This window comes from Lepagella muris (assembly GCF_004793975.1).
Classification (GTDB): domain Bacteria; phylum Bacteroidota; class Bacteroidia; order Bacteroidales; family Muribaculaceae; genus Lepagella; species Lepagella muris.
The window spans coordinates 19,456-34,716 of the sequence record NZ_SRYB01000011.1 but is presented as its reverse complement, the minus strand read 5'-3'; the positions used below and the strand labels follow the sequence as shown (position 1 = coordinate 34,716).

The 15,261-nt window shown below is 41.2% G+C and carries 15 protein-coding genes and 1 pseudogene; 3 read left to right on the top strand and 13 right to left on the bottom strand.

What is annotated here, in order from left to right:
• The first annotated feature begins 6 nt into the window (after positions 1 to 6).
• From E5331_RS08970 to E5331_RS20365, 3 genes are all read left to right on the top strand, one after another.
• Positions 7 to 396 (top strand): hypothetical protein, encoded by a 390-nt coding sequence (locus E5331_RS08970; protein ID WP_068960660.1) that lies wholly within the window; start codon positions 7 to 9, stop codon positions 394 to 396.
• A gap of 3 nt (positions 397 to 399) precedes the next feature.
• Complete coding sequence (locus E5331_RS08965; protein ID WP_068960659.1) at positions 400 to 1,125, top strand: DUF5131 family protein; 726 nt, start codon at positions 400 to 402, stop codon at positions 1,123 to 1,125.
• Between the two features lie 177 nt (positions 1,126 to 1,302).
• Positions 1,303 to 1,467, top strand: a complete 165-nt coding sequence (locus E5331_RS20365) for a hypothetical protein (RefSeq protein ID WP_168355191.1) — start codon at positions 1,303 to 1,305, stop codon at positions 1,465 to 1,467.
• Here E5331_RS20365 and E5331_RS08960 read toward each other — a convergent pair.
• The 13 genes and pseudogenes from E5331_RS08960 to E5331_RS08900 form a co-directional block, all read right to left on the bottom strand.
• The gene (locus E5331_RS08960; RefSeq protein WP_068960658.1) at positions 1,439 to 2,755 is read right to left on the bottom strand and encodes a class I adenylate-forming enzyme family protein; all 1,317 of its coding nucleotides are present in this window, start codon (positions 2,753 to 2,755) and stop codon (positions 1,439 to 1,441) included. The two genes, E5331_RS20365 and E5331_RS08960, sit on opposite strands and share 29 nt — an antisense overlap.
• A gap of 7 nt (positions 2,756 to 2,762) precedes the next feature.
• Positions 2,763 to 2,987: an acyl carrier protein gene (locus E5331_RS08955; RefSeq protein ID WP_068960657.1), complete on the bottom strand. Its 225-nt coding sequence runs from the start codon at positions 2,985 to 2,987 to the stop codon at positions 2,763 to 2,765.
• A 12-nt stretch (positions 2,988 to 2,999) separates the two neighbouring features.
• Positions 3,000 to 3,782: pseudogene (locus E5331_RS08950) on the bottom strand (alpha/beta hydrolase); the annotation flags it as partial.
• A gap of 15 nt (positions 3,783 to 3,797) precedes the next feature.
• On the bottom strand, positions 3,798 to 4,346 hold the full coding sequence (locus E5331_RS08945) for an early set domain-containing protein (RefSeq protein WP_135985947.1): 549 nt from the start codon (positions 4,344 to 4,346) through the stop codon (positions 3,798 to 3,800).
• Positions 4,330 to 7,902, bottom strand: coding sequence for a 1-acyl-sn-glycerol-3-phosphate acyltransferase (locus E5331_RS08940; protein WP_068960655.1), 3,573 nt, complete (start codon positions 7,900 to 7,902; stop codon positions 4,330 to 4,332). Before E5331_RS08940 ends, E5331_RS08945 begins: the two co-directional genes overlap by 17 nt.
• Before the next feature lie 15 nt (positions 7,903 to 7,917).
• Positions 7,918 to 8,757 carry an alpha/beta hydrolase gene (locus E5331_RS08935; protein ID WP_068960715.1) on the bottom strand — a complete coding sequence of 280 codons (840 nt, stop codon included), beginning with the start codon at positions 8,755 to 8,757 and terminating at the stop codon, positions 7,918 to 7,920.
• A 5-nt stretch (positions 8,758 to 8,762) separates the two neighbouring features.
• The gene (locus tag E5331_RS08930; protein WP_068960714.1) at positions 8,763 to 10,247 is read right to left on the bottom strand and encodes a phytoene desaturase family protein; all 1,485 of its coding nucleotides are present in this window, start codon (positions 10,245 to 10,247) and stop codon (positions 8,763 to 8,765) included.
• Positions 10,240 to 11,688 carry a glycosyltransferase gene (locus E5331_RS08925; protein ID WP_232321498.1) on the bottom strand — a complete coding sequence of 483 codons (1,449 nt, stop codon included), beginning with the start codon at positions 11,686 to 11,688 and terminating at the stop codon, positions 10,240 to 10,242. The genes E5331_RS08930 and E5331_RS08925 overlap by 8 nt, the downstream gene beginning before the upstream one ends.
• 13 nt (positions 11,689 to 11,701) lie before the next feature.
• On the bottom strand, positions 11,702 to 12,070 hold the full coding sequence (locus E5331_RS08920; protein WP_068960712.1) for an ApeI family dehydratase: 369 nt from the start codon (positions 12,068 to 12,070) through the stop codon (positions 11,702 to 11,704).
• A complete protein-coding gene (locus E5331_RS08915) occupies positions 12,057 to 12,353 on the bottom strand; it encodes a hypothetical protein (protein WP_084274016.1) in 297 nt (98 codons plus the stop codon). The genes E5331_RS08920 and E5331_RS08915 overlap by 14 nt, the downstream gene beginning before the upstream one ends.
• Before the next feature lie 109 nt (positions 12,354 to 12,462).
• Complete coding sequence (lolA2, locus tag E5331_RS08910; protein WP_068960711.1) at positions 12,463 to 13,083, bottom strand: flexirubin biosynthesis/transport protein LolA2; 621 nt, start codon at positions 13,081 to 13,083, stop codon at positions 12,463 to 12,465.
• A gap of 4 nt (positions 13,084 to 13,087) precedes the next feature.
• On the bottom strand, positions 13,088 to 13,474 hold the full coding sequence (locus tag E5331_RS08905; RefSeq protein WP_068960710.1) for an EamA family transporter: 387 nt from the start codon (positions 13,472 to 13,474) through the stop codon (positions 13,088 to 13,090).
• Positions 13,467 to 15,257 carry a beta-ketoacyl-[acyl-carrier-protein] synthase family protein gene (locus tag E5331_RS08900; protein ID WP_135985949.1) on the bottom strand — a complete coding sequence of 597 codons (1,791 nt, stop codon included), beginning with the start codon at positions 15,255 to 15,257 and terminating at the stop codon, positions 13,467 to 13,469. The genes E5331_RS08905 and E5331_RS08900 overlap by 8 nt, the downstream gene beginning before the upstream one ends.
• Positions 15,258 to 15,261 lie beyond the last annotated feature (4 nt).

Genomic DNA, 15,261 nt, shown 5'->3' with positions numbered 1-15,261 from the left:
ATAGTTATGGCTTCGAGACGGACAATCATACAAGACTGGATGGTGGCGCAGAAGCGTCACCATCTTTCTGACATGCAGGTACAGATGGCGCGTGAACTTGGATTCAAACCGGATTCACTTCGCAAGATTGACAATCATAAGCAGGAACCGTGGAAGACACTACTGCCACAGCACATTGAAAATCTATATGAGAAACGTTTCAAACGTGAAAAACCTGAGGTTGTAAAATCTCTGAAACAGCAACTCATAGAGGACGAGATCAAACGCAAGGCTAAGAAGAAAGCCAAAGACGCACGTCGCGCAGTAAAAGCAGCGGAAGAGTCGATGTGCAGTCCCGAAGTGATTGAGGATTCAGAAGATATTGTGCAATTAGGACTTGACAGTTGCGGAGATTGAATTATGCCGATGTGGAATCCGTGGCATGGTTGCCACAAGATAAGTACGGGATGCAAGCATTGTTACGTTTACCGTGAGGATGCGGCGTTTGGCACGGTCACACCGTCAAATGAAGTGCGTAAAACGGCATCGTTCAATCTACCTATAAAGCGCGATAGAAAGAAGAATTGGAAATTTCCGTCAGGCACGGAATTTGCGCTGTGCTTCACCTCTGATTTTCTGATTGAAGAAGCCGATGAGTGGCGTGATGAAATCTGGGATATTATCCGCCAACGGACTGATTGCACATTCTTTTTCTTCACAAAACGCATAGAACGCCTTATGCAGTGCTTCCCGGATGATTGGGGCGAAGGATATAACCATGTTGGTATCGGGTGCACGGTCGAAAATCAGGACCGCGCAGATTATCGTTTGCCGATATTTCTCTCATTGCCAATCAAGCACCGCATGGTAATTGTCGCGCCAATGATAGAAAAGATTGACATAAGCAAATACCTCAATCCGGAATTGATTGAGGAGGTCTCGGTCGGTGGTGAATCCGGCAAATATGCCAGACCTCTGGACTTTAACTGGGTTCTTGATATGCAAAGACAATGCCGGGAGTCGGGAGTACCGTTCAACTTTCATCAGACTGGCTCATATCTGATTAAAGACGGTCGTCAATACCATATTCCGAGGGAACATCAGCATTCCCAAGCTAAAAAAGCCGGATTGGATTTTGATTTCTGATTTATTTTTTGAAAATTCGTAAAGCTGTATCACCTTTTGCGATATGAGAGGAATAACTTTGCATCAGAAATCAAAACCATGAACTTCCATTTTTTGTCGACTTCCCTGAAATTTACAAAAATTGTCCGATACAAGACTTCGCCAACGATATAGCACGGCGCCTAAAAGCCGAAGGCTATGACATCTACATCGACCGCATGGGCTACGGCAGCAAACGCATTCCCAAGGGAACCCCAATCTGCTATCGCGTCTTCAAAGGCCGTTATCCCAACCACCACATGGACAATTGGAAAGATGAGTTTCAAAGTTATTCCTACTTCGGGCTATACGCTTTTCGGTTGAGCTTACCGTTGTAGGTGCGCTCAACTTTATCGACTTGGGTATATAACTGAGGAACCTTATGACCTTCAAGCTTTGATGCAAGGTGTTTGGCTAACGCTTTCTTCTCAACGGAAAGACCTTCTTTTACAACATAGAGAAGACGGAGTGCTATTCCTAATACCGGATGCTGTGATGGAATACAAATACAGTCATCAATCTCCGGCATCGACTGGGCGGCATCCTCAACCTCAACAGGATTTACCTTGAACCCTCCGACATTTATAATATCTCCATCTCGTCCGGCTAATTGCAATCGGCCCTCTTCATCGAGGATTCCCTTGTCTTTCGTGAAGATTTTATTCTCTCTGAGAACTCGATTTGTTTCATCCAGGTCTCCGCAATAGCCAATCATTAGCGTCTTACCTTGACATACAATAAACCCATCATCATCAATTGTTAAGGCTGAGTGTTTCATCGGCTTTCCTAAGCACCCAGCTACACAATATCCTCCGTTGAAATTATGGGTCGCGATTATTCCGGTCTCTGTGGAGGCGTAAGTATTATAAAGACGAGTATGCGGAAGCAATTCGCATAGTTTCTCCATGTCGGATTGCGAAATTGGAGCGGCTCCAGTTTCGATGAAATCAAATTTTTCAGAACAATCCCTTAGTTGTTTCTCACCGAATTGTATCATCATACGGAGACTGGCCGGAACTTGGAAAGTAGCCACCTTCCAAGGAGCATCCTTAACCACCTTAAAGAAAGCTGGCAAGTCTTTGAGCCCGTCCATGATATAAATGGAAGCACCAACTATTATTGACGGCCATATCTTACTCAAACTTCCTATGTGGTTAAGCGGACCGGTAATAATAAACGTCAGGTTCGAAGAAAAGCCTTGTGCATCAATCAAGTTTTCAGCATCATATATAATGATACCTTGGCTAATCATAGTCCCTTTCTGTTTACCGGTTGTTCCGGTCGTAAAAAGTATGTCGGTTACATCTCCCGGCATATCAGCCTGCGATGTCAATTCCAGTATTCCCTGAAATTGAGCATCGGGCAAGTCCTTTTCAAGAGGAACAACCACTTTCCCGGCCTTGTGAGCTGCGAAATAGTCTATGATGAAATCAAAATCATGCGCGGATCTTAATACATAGACACGGGAGGTTTCGGATTCAATTTCCGACGCACGTTCACAGACCGCCGTCCATAGTTCACTATAAGTCAAAATTCCATCGGAATTTTGGAAAGCAATCCTCTGGGGCGAAGATTGTGCATGTTCACGTAGATAATCTTCCAGTCGGTTCATATAACCTTTATTTTTCTGCCAGCCTACGGTTTACCATTTCGACTATGCTGTCAAGCGAACGGAGGTTCTTGGGAGTGGCATCTTTAGCTTCTAGTTCAATGCCATATTCCTGAGACAGCACCATCAAAATAGTCGTTACGCCAAGAGAATCCAATTCGGCAAAAAGGAAGTCCGAATCTAAATCTACGAGAGGAAGAAGGTCTTCCAGTAAAGTTCTAATATGTTCTTTCATTTTCTGTAGTTATCAATTTTTAAACAATCGGGGAAGATAGTCAATCAGATACTTACGCCAGTTGCTCCAAGTGTGTCCACCATCTGATTCATTATACAAAAAAGTATAGCAACCCTTGTTAAGTTTTTTTCTTAAGTCATCGTTAAGTTTCTTTGTAAAATCATCCTTCCCTACGGCGATATAGAAGAGTCTGGGATTTTTCTTAAAGAAATTCTTCAATTTCCAATCAAAATTATCATATATATCCAAATTCTTATCGGATTCTCCTCCAGTGATACTGCTAATCTTTCGGTCAACGCTACCACCCCCTAAAAAAGGAAGTGCTTGCTTTAGTTGCTTCCAACCTTCTCCTATACTTTTCAATCCGCCGACACTTTTGTCTCCAAGAGCGTTTGTTGTTTGAGCCGAGAATAATCCAATGTAATCAAATTCATTAGGATTATTTAATGAGGTGTACAGTGTATGAAGGCCACCAAGAGACAACCCAGCTATGGCTCGATGTTGCTTATCTGCAACCGTACGATAATTCTTGTCAACATAATTGACAATCTCGGGGACAAATGATTTCTCGAATTTACCAAACATCGATGAAACATTGTTGCTAGAAGGTTGAACATTCGGATTGTTAGGATCTTCTCCGGGAGCGGCTGCTAACTCCACATTGCCGTTGGGCATGACAACAATCATTGGTTCACATGTGCCATTTGCAATAAGATGATCCATTATTTGGGATAAACGACCGCAATCAGCCCACGCAGTTTCATCACCTCCCGAACCATGAAGGAGATAAAGGACTGGATAGCGTCGAGATTATGATTTGTATCCGTGAGGAAGATATACAGCCATACGGCGTTTACTCATTCCATTCAACGATGATGGGTACCAATCATATTCTAATGTGCCTTTTTTTGTTTGCGCATCAGTAAAGTTATCTCCAATCCCGCCCTTGATGATAAAATAGTTATAGGTAGAGCCTATATCCCGAGTTGTGTCCCTATTCCTTTTATCGAAACGCACAGAATCTTCATTCACTACGAAATCGTACCAGTAGAGTTCAGAACTGAGCGGCTGCGACGTATAAGTCCAAACTCCATTTCCAGTGTTCGTCATTTCAGCTTTACCATCTTTGGAGAACATTCCAGCCATAGGAATTAAAGAATTCCCTTTTTGGAAGAATGTACCCTGTACTTCTACTTTCTCGGCTTTCGGATCTATATAAGTAATTGTGACAGAGTTGTCGCTATTGATGGTAATTGGTTCCTGAGCGTTGACATGAAGAGAGGAAAACAATATCAGACCGGCCAATATTGCACCACATACTTTTTTAGGAACGTATGTCTGTTTACACTGAAAATTCATAAAGCTTTAAGTTTTCTATCGTTGATAAATCCATAGAGGTCTGAAACTCTACGTTAGTAACAATTCCCTCAGCAGCATATTTTGCTACTGTTATTTTTTCTTCGTCCGAATCAATTGCAAATACCTTGATGTCGGGATGGACAAGACCCATCAATAGAGCCATTTCACCATATCCACAATTTTTAATAACAACACATCCCGGTTGAGTATGGTCTACCAAATCGGAATAATTGTTGTGCTTTTTTAGGTTACGGGTTACTTCCTGTAATAGTTCCGTCCCCTTATATCGATAACGGTCTTTTACAAGAGATGCAAAATAGGTTGCCGTCTCATACTTGCAACACATTGCCTTGTATTCAACCTTCATGTGGCGATGAACATTCTGGGCGAATGCAGAGTATGATTCATTCCATATAGGACTTGACGATGTTATCCGTTTACCTATCCGCATATTGATTTCTCCCTTGTAGCAGGCAAAGCTTTGGATGGGCATAAGATAGTTAACGCCATGCAGCAACACAGGCAAAACATCAATGTTAAGTTGCTTTGCAAGATAGAACGGTCCTTTATGGCATCTGAGAATGGAAGAATCGGGATTACGCATTCCTTCCGGAAAGAAGGCTATTGAATAGCCTTCCTCGACATACTTCTTGAAAATCTCCAAGTCTCTCTCCAAAGAAGAATCCTTCCATGCAGTAAAGTTGGACTGCCGGATTGTATAGAATCCCAACCACTTGAACATTATACGAACCACCGGATTCATACTTGACCTCTCATTTGCCACAATGAGAATCTTAGGACTCCATGCCATAAAATACATCGGGTCGAGCAAGGACTGATGGTTGCACACGATAACACAGGGCTTATTCAAAGTCTCATTATACGGGTTGTGCATTCTGAATTTAACACCGGGCATCAATTTAAGGTCAATTCTATGTGACCAAGTGACAAAACGATGGAAAAGAGCCAGTGTTTTTGGTGTCCTCGGACCAATAATAAACAGGAAGAAGCCCAAGATATATCCGATTAGTAATTGAGATAGCCACCATGCTCCACAGAACCAAGTACGAAGTAACGGTCCGAGCGTTAGAGGGCGTTTCCTATATTTGCCATGAGATTTTGTGATCCAATTGAATACCAAAGGAGGCAATAGATAAGCCATCAATACAACCGAGAGCATACCAACAATGGTAACCTCAGCCAATGAATGGAGTGCCGGATGTTTTGCAAATATCAAAGTTCCGATTCCGATGAACATAATGAGAGCGGACACAAGAATCGAACTTTTGTAGGAAGCAAGCATCTTTTTCCTAAAAGCATATTCATAGCAACAGCCTTCGGTCATGAAGATTGTGTAATCATCTCCCTGTCCAAAGATGAAAGTAGCGAGAATAATATTGACAATGTTGAATTGTATTCCGGTCATTCCCATAATTCCCAGAATCCAAATCCAACTGACTGCCATAGGCAGGAACGAGAGCAAAGCCAATTCAATGGAGGCAAAAGAAGCCCATAGGAAAAAGAACACAATCAAACTACAGGCCCATCCAATATAGCTGAAGTTGTCTGAGAGGCCATTGGCAATAGCACTGTTCATACTTTGCACATCAAAGCAGAAATGGGACCCTTCGAGGCTATCAATCTTTTGACGGAGAACTTCCATTTTGTCTTTCTGCACAGAAATCAGATTGACAACCCGGTATTTCCCATTTATACTGTCAATGCTGAGGTGCTGAGAATTAATGGAATTAAGAGGGCTAAAGAAGTCTTTGTCTTGGAGGGCATATTCTCCTGATAGAATATCTTCAAAGGGAGAGAATGCTTTTTTCTGGAAGCCCTTTGTAAGTACCCCCTGCGTCAAGGAATCTGTCAAAAGAGTTTTATGAGTCGCTATAAAATTAGTCCACCTTTCCAATCTTTCAGCTTGCTGTTTTGATGATGGTAGAAATTGCATGTCAGATTGATAAACGCTATCAATCGAAGCAAGTTCTTGTTTGAGTTTGGGTCTTAACGCGGCATTGTTATCAATAGCCTCATCCAGCGTGTTTCCGGAGCTTACAACATATAAAGTTTCAGTGTTGTCTGAGTTATTGCTTGTCAGTTCCTTAAAATATACCATATCCGCTTTCTGACGGTCGGTCATGAAATTTATATGGCTCATATTAGAGTCAAAGTCTGTTTTGAGACTAAAATAGCCAAATATGACAGTGAGTAACACCACGCCAAGGACAACCCAACGTTTTTTTTCCGGTCTAATGTTGCTCAACCAATCTAGCCATTTGACAGAAATCTCATGTTGACGGTTTCCTTTTTTACGAACTGCATGAGGCAGAAATACAACGGTAAATAAAATGGTGCCAATAAGAATCAAAGCACTGAAAATCCCCAAATCGCGGAGAGCAGCCGCTTTCAATGGGACAAGTGCAACAAACGCTCCTACAGTGGTTATATTACCTATTATCAAGGGAGCTATTATCTCTCTTAGCACTTGTTTCATCGAACCTGTGTGCGCAGTATGAGCTATCAGATGGAGCGGATAATTGACTGCAATACCGAGTATAATGCTTGATATTCCCACAACAATCAATGAAACACTACTATGAATCACCGATACCATCGCCATTGCGAACAACCATCCCCATCCAACCGAAATGACAATAAGGATAATGTTCCAAGCCTTTCTAAATACAATAATAAGTAACGCCACAATCAGAACTGCGGCAATTGCAATGGATAACAGACTGTCCTCTTTAATTTGTGTAGCATTGGCGACTGCAATGGCCGGCCCCCCGATGTAATGAACAGTCACTCCTGAAAACTCGTTTTCAACCTCGTTTGCCCGTTCCGCAAGGAAATCCATTAAAACGGCATTGTTATGAGTTTCACTGTTTCCAAATGGAGATTCCATTAGAACCAAGGCGCGGCTCATATCCGGAGTAAAGATATAACCGTCATACATCTCAATATTATCTGCAGACTGGCCACTTTGAAGCCTACCTACGCAGGGAGAGAAAAGATTGAGCGGATCTCTTTGAAGATTTTCAGACAGCAATCCGGATGTGGGGAACATTAACAGTTCCTTATCCTCTTCAAGCCGAGATAAAATATAGCCGGGGGTATTCAGCAGACTGTCCATTCTCGTATAATCTTCCTCGGAGAGGAAATAAGGGATATTAGAATAGACGAAGTCGGTATATTCCGAAATCTTCTCCAAGTTGATTTGCGTAGTCAATTCCCTGACATATGCAGCAGAATCTTTTTCAGAGACGATATTTTCAAAATAATCGATTGCTTCCACCATATCGTCAGGATTTGCATTAAGCGAATCTGACGCTTGAAATATGGCAATAATCTTACTTGCCCCCGACACATCTTGATAGACCTGCATCGCCTCCTGATGATTGCCTTCCAATGGAAGAAAATCCGAAATATCTTCTTTAAAATCCAGACGTAGCAACAGGCAGGAGAGGACTGACGTGACTATGATAAACGACAGAAGGCAAAACCTTCTGCGGCTCTGCATGAAGTCATGTATTTTGAGTGCAATCTTAGTCATTTGGAAGTATCTTTATCAGAATATTGTCTTTATCCAGTTTAGGAATGCTTCTTTCCATTCCCTGCATTCAGCAGAACCCTTTGTTTCAGATGCACCAAATCCATGTCCTCCTGTCTCAAACAAAAGATATTGATGAGGAATGTTCTTTGACGTGAGAGCCGAATCCAACAATACAGAATTGTGGTAATCCACAATAGGGTCATCCTTACAATTCACCAAAAAGACAGGCGGACAATCTTCCGGAACATGTCTTTCTAGTGAAAGTAAATTCTTTAATTCCGGGTCATTCTGTTTATTATCACCCAATAATCCTCTGCGAGACCTTTTATGAACGCATTTTTCAGTCATGGTAACAACAGGGTATATCGGAACAATAAAATTCGGTCGATATTGCGGATCAAATAGTTCTGCAGAAGACATTACGAGATGTCCACCTGCTGAAAATCCCATGGCCCCAATTTTAGTAGAATCCACCCCAAACTCACTTGCGTTCTCTCTTACTATTTTTATAGCCTGTCGTAAATCATCTTGTGGGTCAGGATAACGATTTCCTCTAAATAGATACCGATGATGGAATATAAATGCGGGGACATAGGCAGTTCGATAGTCCAAAACAAACGCAGAAATTCCGTTATTGTTGAGCCATTTAGCCACTTCATGCCCCTCGGTTTCGCTATCATGCCAAAAGTAACTCCCACCGGGACATACAATAATCCCGATATTATTATCGCCATTGACTATATAAGGAGTTAGCTTTACCTTTTTATGGCAATCTGTATTTTCCCATATATTAATTTTGGCAAAACAGTTGATTGTCATTATTATTGCAGCTATTATGGAGGTGATTCTCTTCATTTCGTTTAAATTTTATTGATAAGATAATCCTTGCCAAGAATCGCTTCACAAGTTTGTACTGCGGTCAATGTCACGCCACAAAAGCCATGCATATTTATACTTTGTCCTGTAAGAAACAAGTTGGGAATCTTGGTACGCAAGGGAATAAATGGAATGGCATCATTACAATCTTTGCGCAAACCACACATAGCTCCATGCCTAACACCCGTAAAATCGTGGATTGTTAAAGGCGTGGCGGAATCTATGTACTCCACCGCTTCTCTAAGACTTGGATATATCTCAGATAATTTGTCTAATATGAATTCTATTAGTTTATTCTTGAAGGTATAGTAATCCTTATCCCTTGCTCCTTTGACGTTCTTTTCCCATTGTTCTACTTCAGACCATCTCAAAGGAGCCACAACGTTGAGTGTTTCTGCGAATTTTCCTTGATTGACAACAGGTGGTGTCATATACATAAACCGCTTTATATCAGCACAGGATTCATCTTCCCATGTCGTATCGTAATTTTCCAAATAGAAACCAATACGATTACTGTATTCTATCTTATCTTTTTTAAGCCGGATATTTACGATAAAGGATGAGATTGAATCTTCTTTTATGGAAATAAAAGACTTGTAGGCATTTGACAAAAGTCTGGGGTTATCTATAAGTGATTCCAACTCATTCACAGGGGAGGCCAATACAAAAGTATCCCCTTTGAGAATATTGCCATTGTCAGTAAGAATACTGGTAACTTCTTTATTGTCAGAATTTATCTTGATTACCTTACTATTGACAAGAATTTTCCCTCCATGATTTGTTATAACAGACGTCAAAGCATTTGCAAGAGTCTCATAACCTCCGGCGATTCGGCAAGCACCATTAAAGAATATAGTGGAAATTGAGGAGTGTAAAAATGCCGGGGTGACATTCGCTTCACCGGCATATAGAACATTCAGTGCGCCCAATAAGGCTACCAGCCGATTATCGTCGATATATTTAGAAATAAATTTATTCGCAGGAAGGTTGAAATCAACATTCCCAACGGTATTTAATCCACGGTCAGCCCGAAGATGGAACAAATCCATTTGCTCCATAACCTCGTCCACCTTATTTTGATAATTCTGTAAATTGCTCTTTTCTTCCGGGAAAATCTTTGAGAGGGATTCTACAAATCTCTCTCTGTACATTGAGAATGTTTGGGTTGTTTTATCTTTATCTACAAATACTTCAATGCTGTTTGTGGCATCAAGATCATGAATGTTAAGCATCTCTGAAATACCGAGATAATCAAAGATTCTTCTTATATTACCGCCTTCGTGCATACCTCCAAAGATATGCATTCCTGTATCAAATATTGCATTGTCACGGCAATAGCTTTGTAGGCATCCTCCAACACGTGGATTCTTTTCTACAACAGTGACATCAAGCCCCTCTTTTGCAAGAATGGCTGCACATACAAGACCACCAAGTCCGGCACCAATTATTATGACCTTTTGTTTAGACATTCCTTTCAATCCTATTTTTCAAGTTATCGTAAATAGTTTGGTATTCTCCACGCAGGTTTTTGGCCTGTGCCCGTAGAGTTGTCCCCAAAGAGGTCAAATCTTCTTGATTCATCCTTTTCCCTATTTTCAGCCATATTGGCCACCTCTTTATAAGCCATCCATGTTTCGGCATAACCTTCCCTGTCCCATAAACAACAAGAGGCAAAATATCCAGATTCAGAGTGTTAGCAATATGGAATACACCTTTGTGGAATCGGTTAATTTCCTCCGCTTCTGATCTCGTACCCTCTGGAAAAACTGAAATTGAGTATCCTCTATCCACCAACTCTTGCAACTTGGGCAAAAGTTTTTCCAATCCCACTGAGACGGGATAGTATTCCGCACACCGAACAATGGCACCAAATATAGGATTTTTCCACACCCAATCGTTTGTCAGAAATATTATCCTGTTTGTCTGACTCAATTGAACCATTAAATCTAATTGACTCTGATGGTTGCATATAATCAATGCAGGTTTCTTAAAGTCTTCACCTGATTTATTATCTACTTTTACTTTCGCACCGAACAAACCGAGTAACTTAACAACTGTCTTACTGAATGTTGTCACGACATTATGCAGTTTATAAGATGGTTTCCCTGTCAGTTTAGTATAACAAGCCTTTCCGAATGCAATGGGGGTTATTGTGAGAGCTCCGACAAGATACACAATGTAGGTGGTAATTGTAAATAAGCCCGTTTTCAGACTTCTGTACAAGAAACATGGAATACCGTAAATCACAGCTAAAACACACAGTATCGTGTTCAAGATTGAAATTCTTGTAAAATCAAGGCCGGGTCTAAAATGGGAGACCCGTTCTTCCGGTTTTGGGTAGAAGACATTTATCGGCTTTGAAATTAGCTTTACACCGTGCCACGAGGCAAATACCAACAATTCAAGCTCCGCCTCATAACGTGAGGTTAAGAAAGATAACCCTTTTAACTTTTTGAGTGGATAAAGCCTATAACCAGTTTGTGTATCAGGTAGTCTATGCAACGTCTGAACACAAAACCAAAAATTACTAAAGGAATTTGCAAACGAGCTTCCTTTAGATCTGACAACCCCGGTTAAATCACGGGACCCGACAATCAGACATCCCGGATGTTCGATGTTGGCATCCAAGAACAGAGGAATATCTTCAGGATAGTGTTGCCCATCTGCATCAAGAGTTATCGCATAAGCGAAACCCAAATCCAAAGCTTTCCTAAACCCTCTTCTCAATGCCGACCCTTTTCCTTCATTCTTAGGAGAATTGATAATTGTTATTCCGGCAATACGTTCCAAACATTCTTTTGTCGAATCGGCAGAACCGTCATTCACTACAATTACGTCATCACAGTGGAGAAGCGTTCGCCCCACCACGTCTGCAATAGTACCCTCATTATTATAAACTGGTATTATCACACAGATGCCTCTGTCATGCAATGACTGTTTGTAATGAGAGTTTGGCATAGGTTGTATCATCATCAGCAATCACGGCTTGTACCTTGAACTGATTGTCTTCTTGCTTAATTTTATTTAATGAGACTCTTATTGGTTTGTCTGTCGGAGTTAGAACGGAAACAAATTTCGCATTTTTCACTCCCGAAATTCTCAATGTCCTATTAAGACAATCCTCCAAAAGTTCTTTTGTCATTTGAATCTGGCAAACGCCTGGAGTAATAGGCATTCCCGGAAAATGGGCGGCGTATATTACGCATGAAGGAATAAGGGTGATTATATATGTAGTCACCTCGCCGACAGTTTCCTTATTGATGATTTTATATAAATTCCTATTCAGTTTCATTTGCCGGTTGAAAAGAATATTTGATTTTGCGTTTTGTATTTAGGTATTCTTGTGAACCCTGATGCATAGCTTTAAAGATATTCTTAAAGTCTCCGCTCAGTGACCTCTTGATATACCACTTGTTCATCTTGTCAGTTATACTGTGTATTTTAACCTTGTCCTTTTTCTCATCGTAGCTTATATCCATCAGAGAAATGCCAAATTCATTGATTACACTCGCATCTACATGTCCTTCTGATGGCTTGTGCATAATCATTAGTCCGCTAAGATAGGCTTTAGGCATTTCTATGACAATCTCATACCGGGATCTCTGACCTACCGAGTCAGGATATGCAAGAACCGGACTCTGCGAAAATACAAAGCCATGGCAACTCAACAGTATTAGTAGTAGACTAATTAATCTTAAACTGCGAAGCATTTATCGGAGTGTTCTTTTTTATATTTTTCAATTCGATCAATGTACTATCTCCATTCTTCTCGTGCATTTCAACCTTCGTAACTAATTTGAGTTTTGTGTCGTAATGCAAAAGGATGGAAGTAAACATCTGTTTCATCTCCTTTTTCTGAGGAATCAGAGTAACGATGTAATAGTTGCTCTTGTGGATAACGGACGATTTGAAGTCTGCTTTATCTGTCAGCACTTTCCCCAAGACACTATTCATCATGATTCTTGCAATTTCCTTGAACATCTTGTTTTTGTTCACATCAATCACATCACTATGATTGCCTTTTTTGACCGTTACCTTATTGTTATTGAGGATGAATGTGTAAGTGTATGGAGTGTTATATTGCCACCGCAGCATATTTGGTTGCTCACACCACATCTGACCTCTGGAGACCATTTTGTCGCCAAGCATTTTCAACGATTTTGTCTGGGCAAAATCACACTGCATAGTTTTTATTGAAGCTGCCGCAGCACTAATTTCTTTCAGTGCCTGAGCTTGATTGAAATTCTGGGCAAACGCAACCCCGAGCGTCAAACACAAAGTCAACAATATTATTATCTTTCTCATGATTTTATGGTTTAGAAATGATAAAGCAGCCCGCCACTATCAATGCAACTCCAATCCATTTATTGAGGTTGACATCTTCGTGGAAAATCCACGCTGCAGCCAATAGTCCAAAAACGTAGCTTAAACTGACCAAAGGATAGGCCATACTGAGAGGAAATTTCTTTATGATATACATCCACAAAAGGCTGGCTCCTCCGAAGCATATTCCGGAAAGGGCAAACTGCCAGTTAAGTAAAGCCGACCTCCAAAAAGCTGCATTCCATCCGAATGGTTCCATCTTCATCAAGCCTATCTTCAAGAAAACTTGACCAAAGGCAAGGATTGCACTCTGAATCAAAGCAAGCAGAAACAAACCATAAGTGGAGAGGTTAAACAGTAACGAATTATTCATTGCCTTCCTCCTTTCCTATTTTATGCTTTGATACAATTACACTTCTAGAAATTACTTCAGCAGGAACCTTTATTCCGGCAAATTCAAAAATTTGACGAAAATGTTCGGGACAATAGTCATGCAGTCCCACGAGTATATTCTCTGCCTTCCCTTCCGAAATCAGTTGTTTGGCATCGGATATTGCTAAATCCCAAGAATCTTCTCCCTGCGAATAGGTGATGTTATACCCATGACATTTCAGACGAGTGGCCAATGTTCCAGCAATAGTATTATGTGTACTCTGCATAAACAAAGTAGGACTAAGCCCTTCTTCTCCCTCTTCTTCTATGTGATTGAGAATTTTCTCTCCCTGATCAAGCATTCCATATGCGGTCCCGATGACAATGGCATCTGGTTTTTGGATACCTGCTGATTCAATCGCCTGCATGGAAGTCAAGATTGCTGCTTTCATGATTTTACTCATTCGGCGAGCCTCCATGGCTGTCACATATTTTTTGACATCAGACAAGTCCTCGGTGTTTGTAATCTCATGAATGGAGGAAATTCCATATTCAGCTGAGTCTTTTACATCATCCAGAAGGACGGGAGTACGAGACAAAATCAGTGAAGATTCGTTTCCTCCGAAACCAAAGGAGTTACACATTACATTGTGTAACTCAACGTTTTGTTGCCCTTTGGAGGGGATAATGCAATCCTCTGAACTTTGTTGCCAGCGGAGATTCGCCGGAATGAAGTTATTGTGCATCGACAACATGCAAATAACTGTTTCAATACTCCCTGAGGCGGACGTTGTATGGCCTGTAAAAGCTTTGGTACTTGATACTGGAGGATAGGACTCGCCAAAGACTCTAAGTATAGCCTGAGACTCACTTCTGTCATTGTCGGGAGTACCAGTGCCGTGAGCATTGATATAATCAATCTCTGACGGGTTAATGCCACTCATCGCAATGGCATCGGTCATTGCAAGGTATGCTCCCTCTCCATTCTCAGACGTCGCTGTCTGGTGGAAAGCATCGCATCTGTTGCCATATCCTGCTATAAATACGATAGGATTACATCCTTTTCGCATAGATAGGTCTTTTGCCCGCTCCAAAACGACGTAGGCAGCTCCTTCTCCCAAGTTAAGTCCATGACGGTTACTGTCAAAAGGATGGCAACTGTCGTAATCCAATATCATTAGGCTGTTAAAACCATTGAGATGGAATCGACTTAGAGCTTCGCTTCCTCCGGCAAGGACAATATCAACTTTATCGGCCAACAATAATCGGGAACCAAGAATAATGGCATTCAATGCGGATGAGCAAGTCGTGGAAATCGTAATCAAATCGGCTTCTATACCACATAATTCAGCTATCTCTTTAGTATTGTTTCCACAATCATGTTGTCTTACATACCGGGCTTTCCCCTTATCTGAAAGCATTTGCGGATAATGCCGCTCGGTTACATCCATACCACCGACAGTTGTCCCCGATATGAGAGCAACTCTTTTCCCGGCTAAATCTTCTTTCTTTAGTACAGAAGATTTCATTGCCTGTTTCAAAGCGATAGCACCAAGCAGCGATGTTCTACTTACTTCTCTGTCTGTGGGTAGCCCAAGAATATCTTTCATTTGATTGTCAGAAAGCTTGACCTCTCCGACAGGAAGCTCTTTATGAATTGATTCAAGATACTTAATCTGTGAGATTCCATGTTCCTCCTTCTTCAAGGAAGACAGCACGGATTCACAATCCACACCTATTGCGCAGATTATACCCTGACCTGTTATGGCTATGCTTTGTGGCATGATA

Coding starts and splice junctions, on each gene's coding strand:
- E5331_RS08955 (WP_068960657.1), bottom strand. CDS start 2,987: ATGAAAGAACATATTAGAACTTTACTGGAAGACCTTCTTCCTCTCGTA.
- E5331_RS08920 (WP_068960712.1), bottom strand. CDS start 12,070: ATGAAACTGAATAGGAATTTATATAAAATCATCAATAAGGAAACTGTC.
- E5331_RS08965 (WP_068960659.1), top strand. CDS start 400: ATGCCGATGTGGAATCCGTGGCATGGTTGCCACAAGATAAGTACGGGA.
- E5331_RS08960 (WP_068960658.1), bottom strand. CDS start 2,755: ATGAACCGACTGGAAGATTATCTACGTGAACATGCACAATCTTCGCCC.
- E5331_RS08945 (WP_135985947.1), bottom strand. CDS start 4,346: ATGAATTTTCAGTGTAAACAGACATACGTTCCTAAAAAAGTATGTGGT.
- E5331_RS08915 (WP_084274016.1), bottom strand. CDS start 12,353: ATGCCTAAAGCCTATCTTAGCGGACTAATGATTATGCACAAGCCATCA.
- E5331_RS08905 (WP_068960710.1), bottom strand. CDS start 13,474: ATGAATAATTCGTTACTGTTTAACCTCTCCACTTATGGTTTGTTTCTG.
- E5331_RS20365 (WP_168355191.1), top strand. CDS start 1,303: ATGACATCTACATCGACCGCATGGGCTACGGCAGCAAACGCATTCCCA.
- E5331_RS08900 (WP_135985949.1), bottom strand. CDS start 15,257: ATGCCACAAAGCATAGCCATAACAGGTCAGGGTATAATCTGCGCAATA.
- E5331_RS08935 (WP_068960715.1), bottom strand. CDS start 8,757: ATGAAGAGAATCACCTCCATAATAGCTGCAATAATAATGACAATCAAC.
- E5331_RS08930 (WP_068960714.1), bottom strand. CDS start 10,247: ATGTCTAAACAAAAGGTCATAATAATTGGTGCCGGACTTGGTGGTCTT.
- E5331_RS08970 (WP_068960660.1), top strand. CDS start 7: ATGGCTTCGAGACGGACAATCATACAAGACTGGATGGTGGCGCAGAAG.
- E5331_RS08940 (WP_068960655.1), bottom strand. CDS start 7,902: ATGACTAAGATTGCACTCAAAATACATGACTTCATGCAGAGCCGCAGA.
- lolA2 (WP_068960711.1), bottom strand. CDS start 13,083: ATGAGAAAGATAATAATATTGTTGACTTTGTGTTTGACGCTCGGGGTT.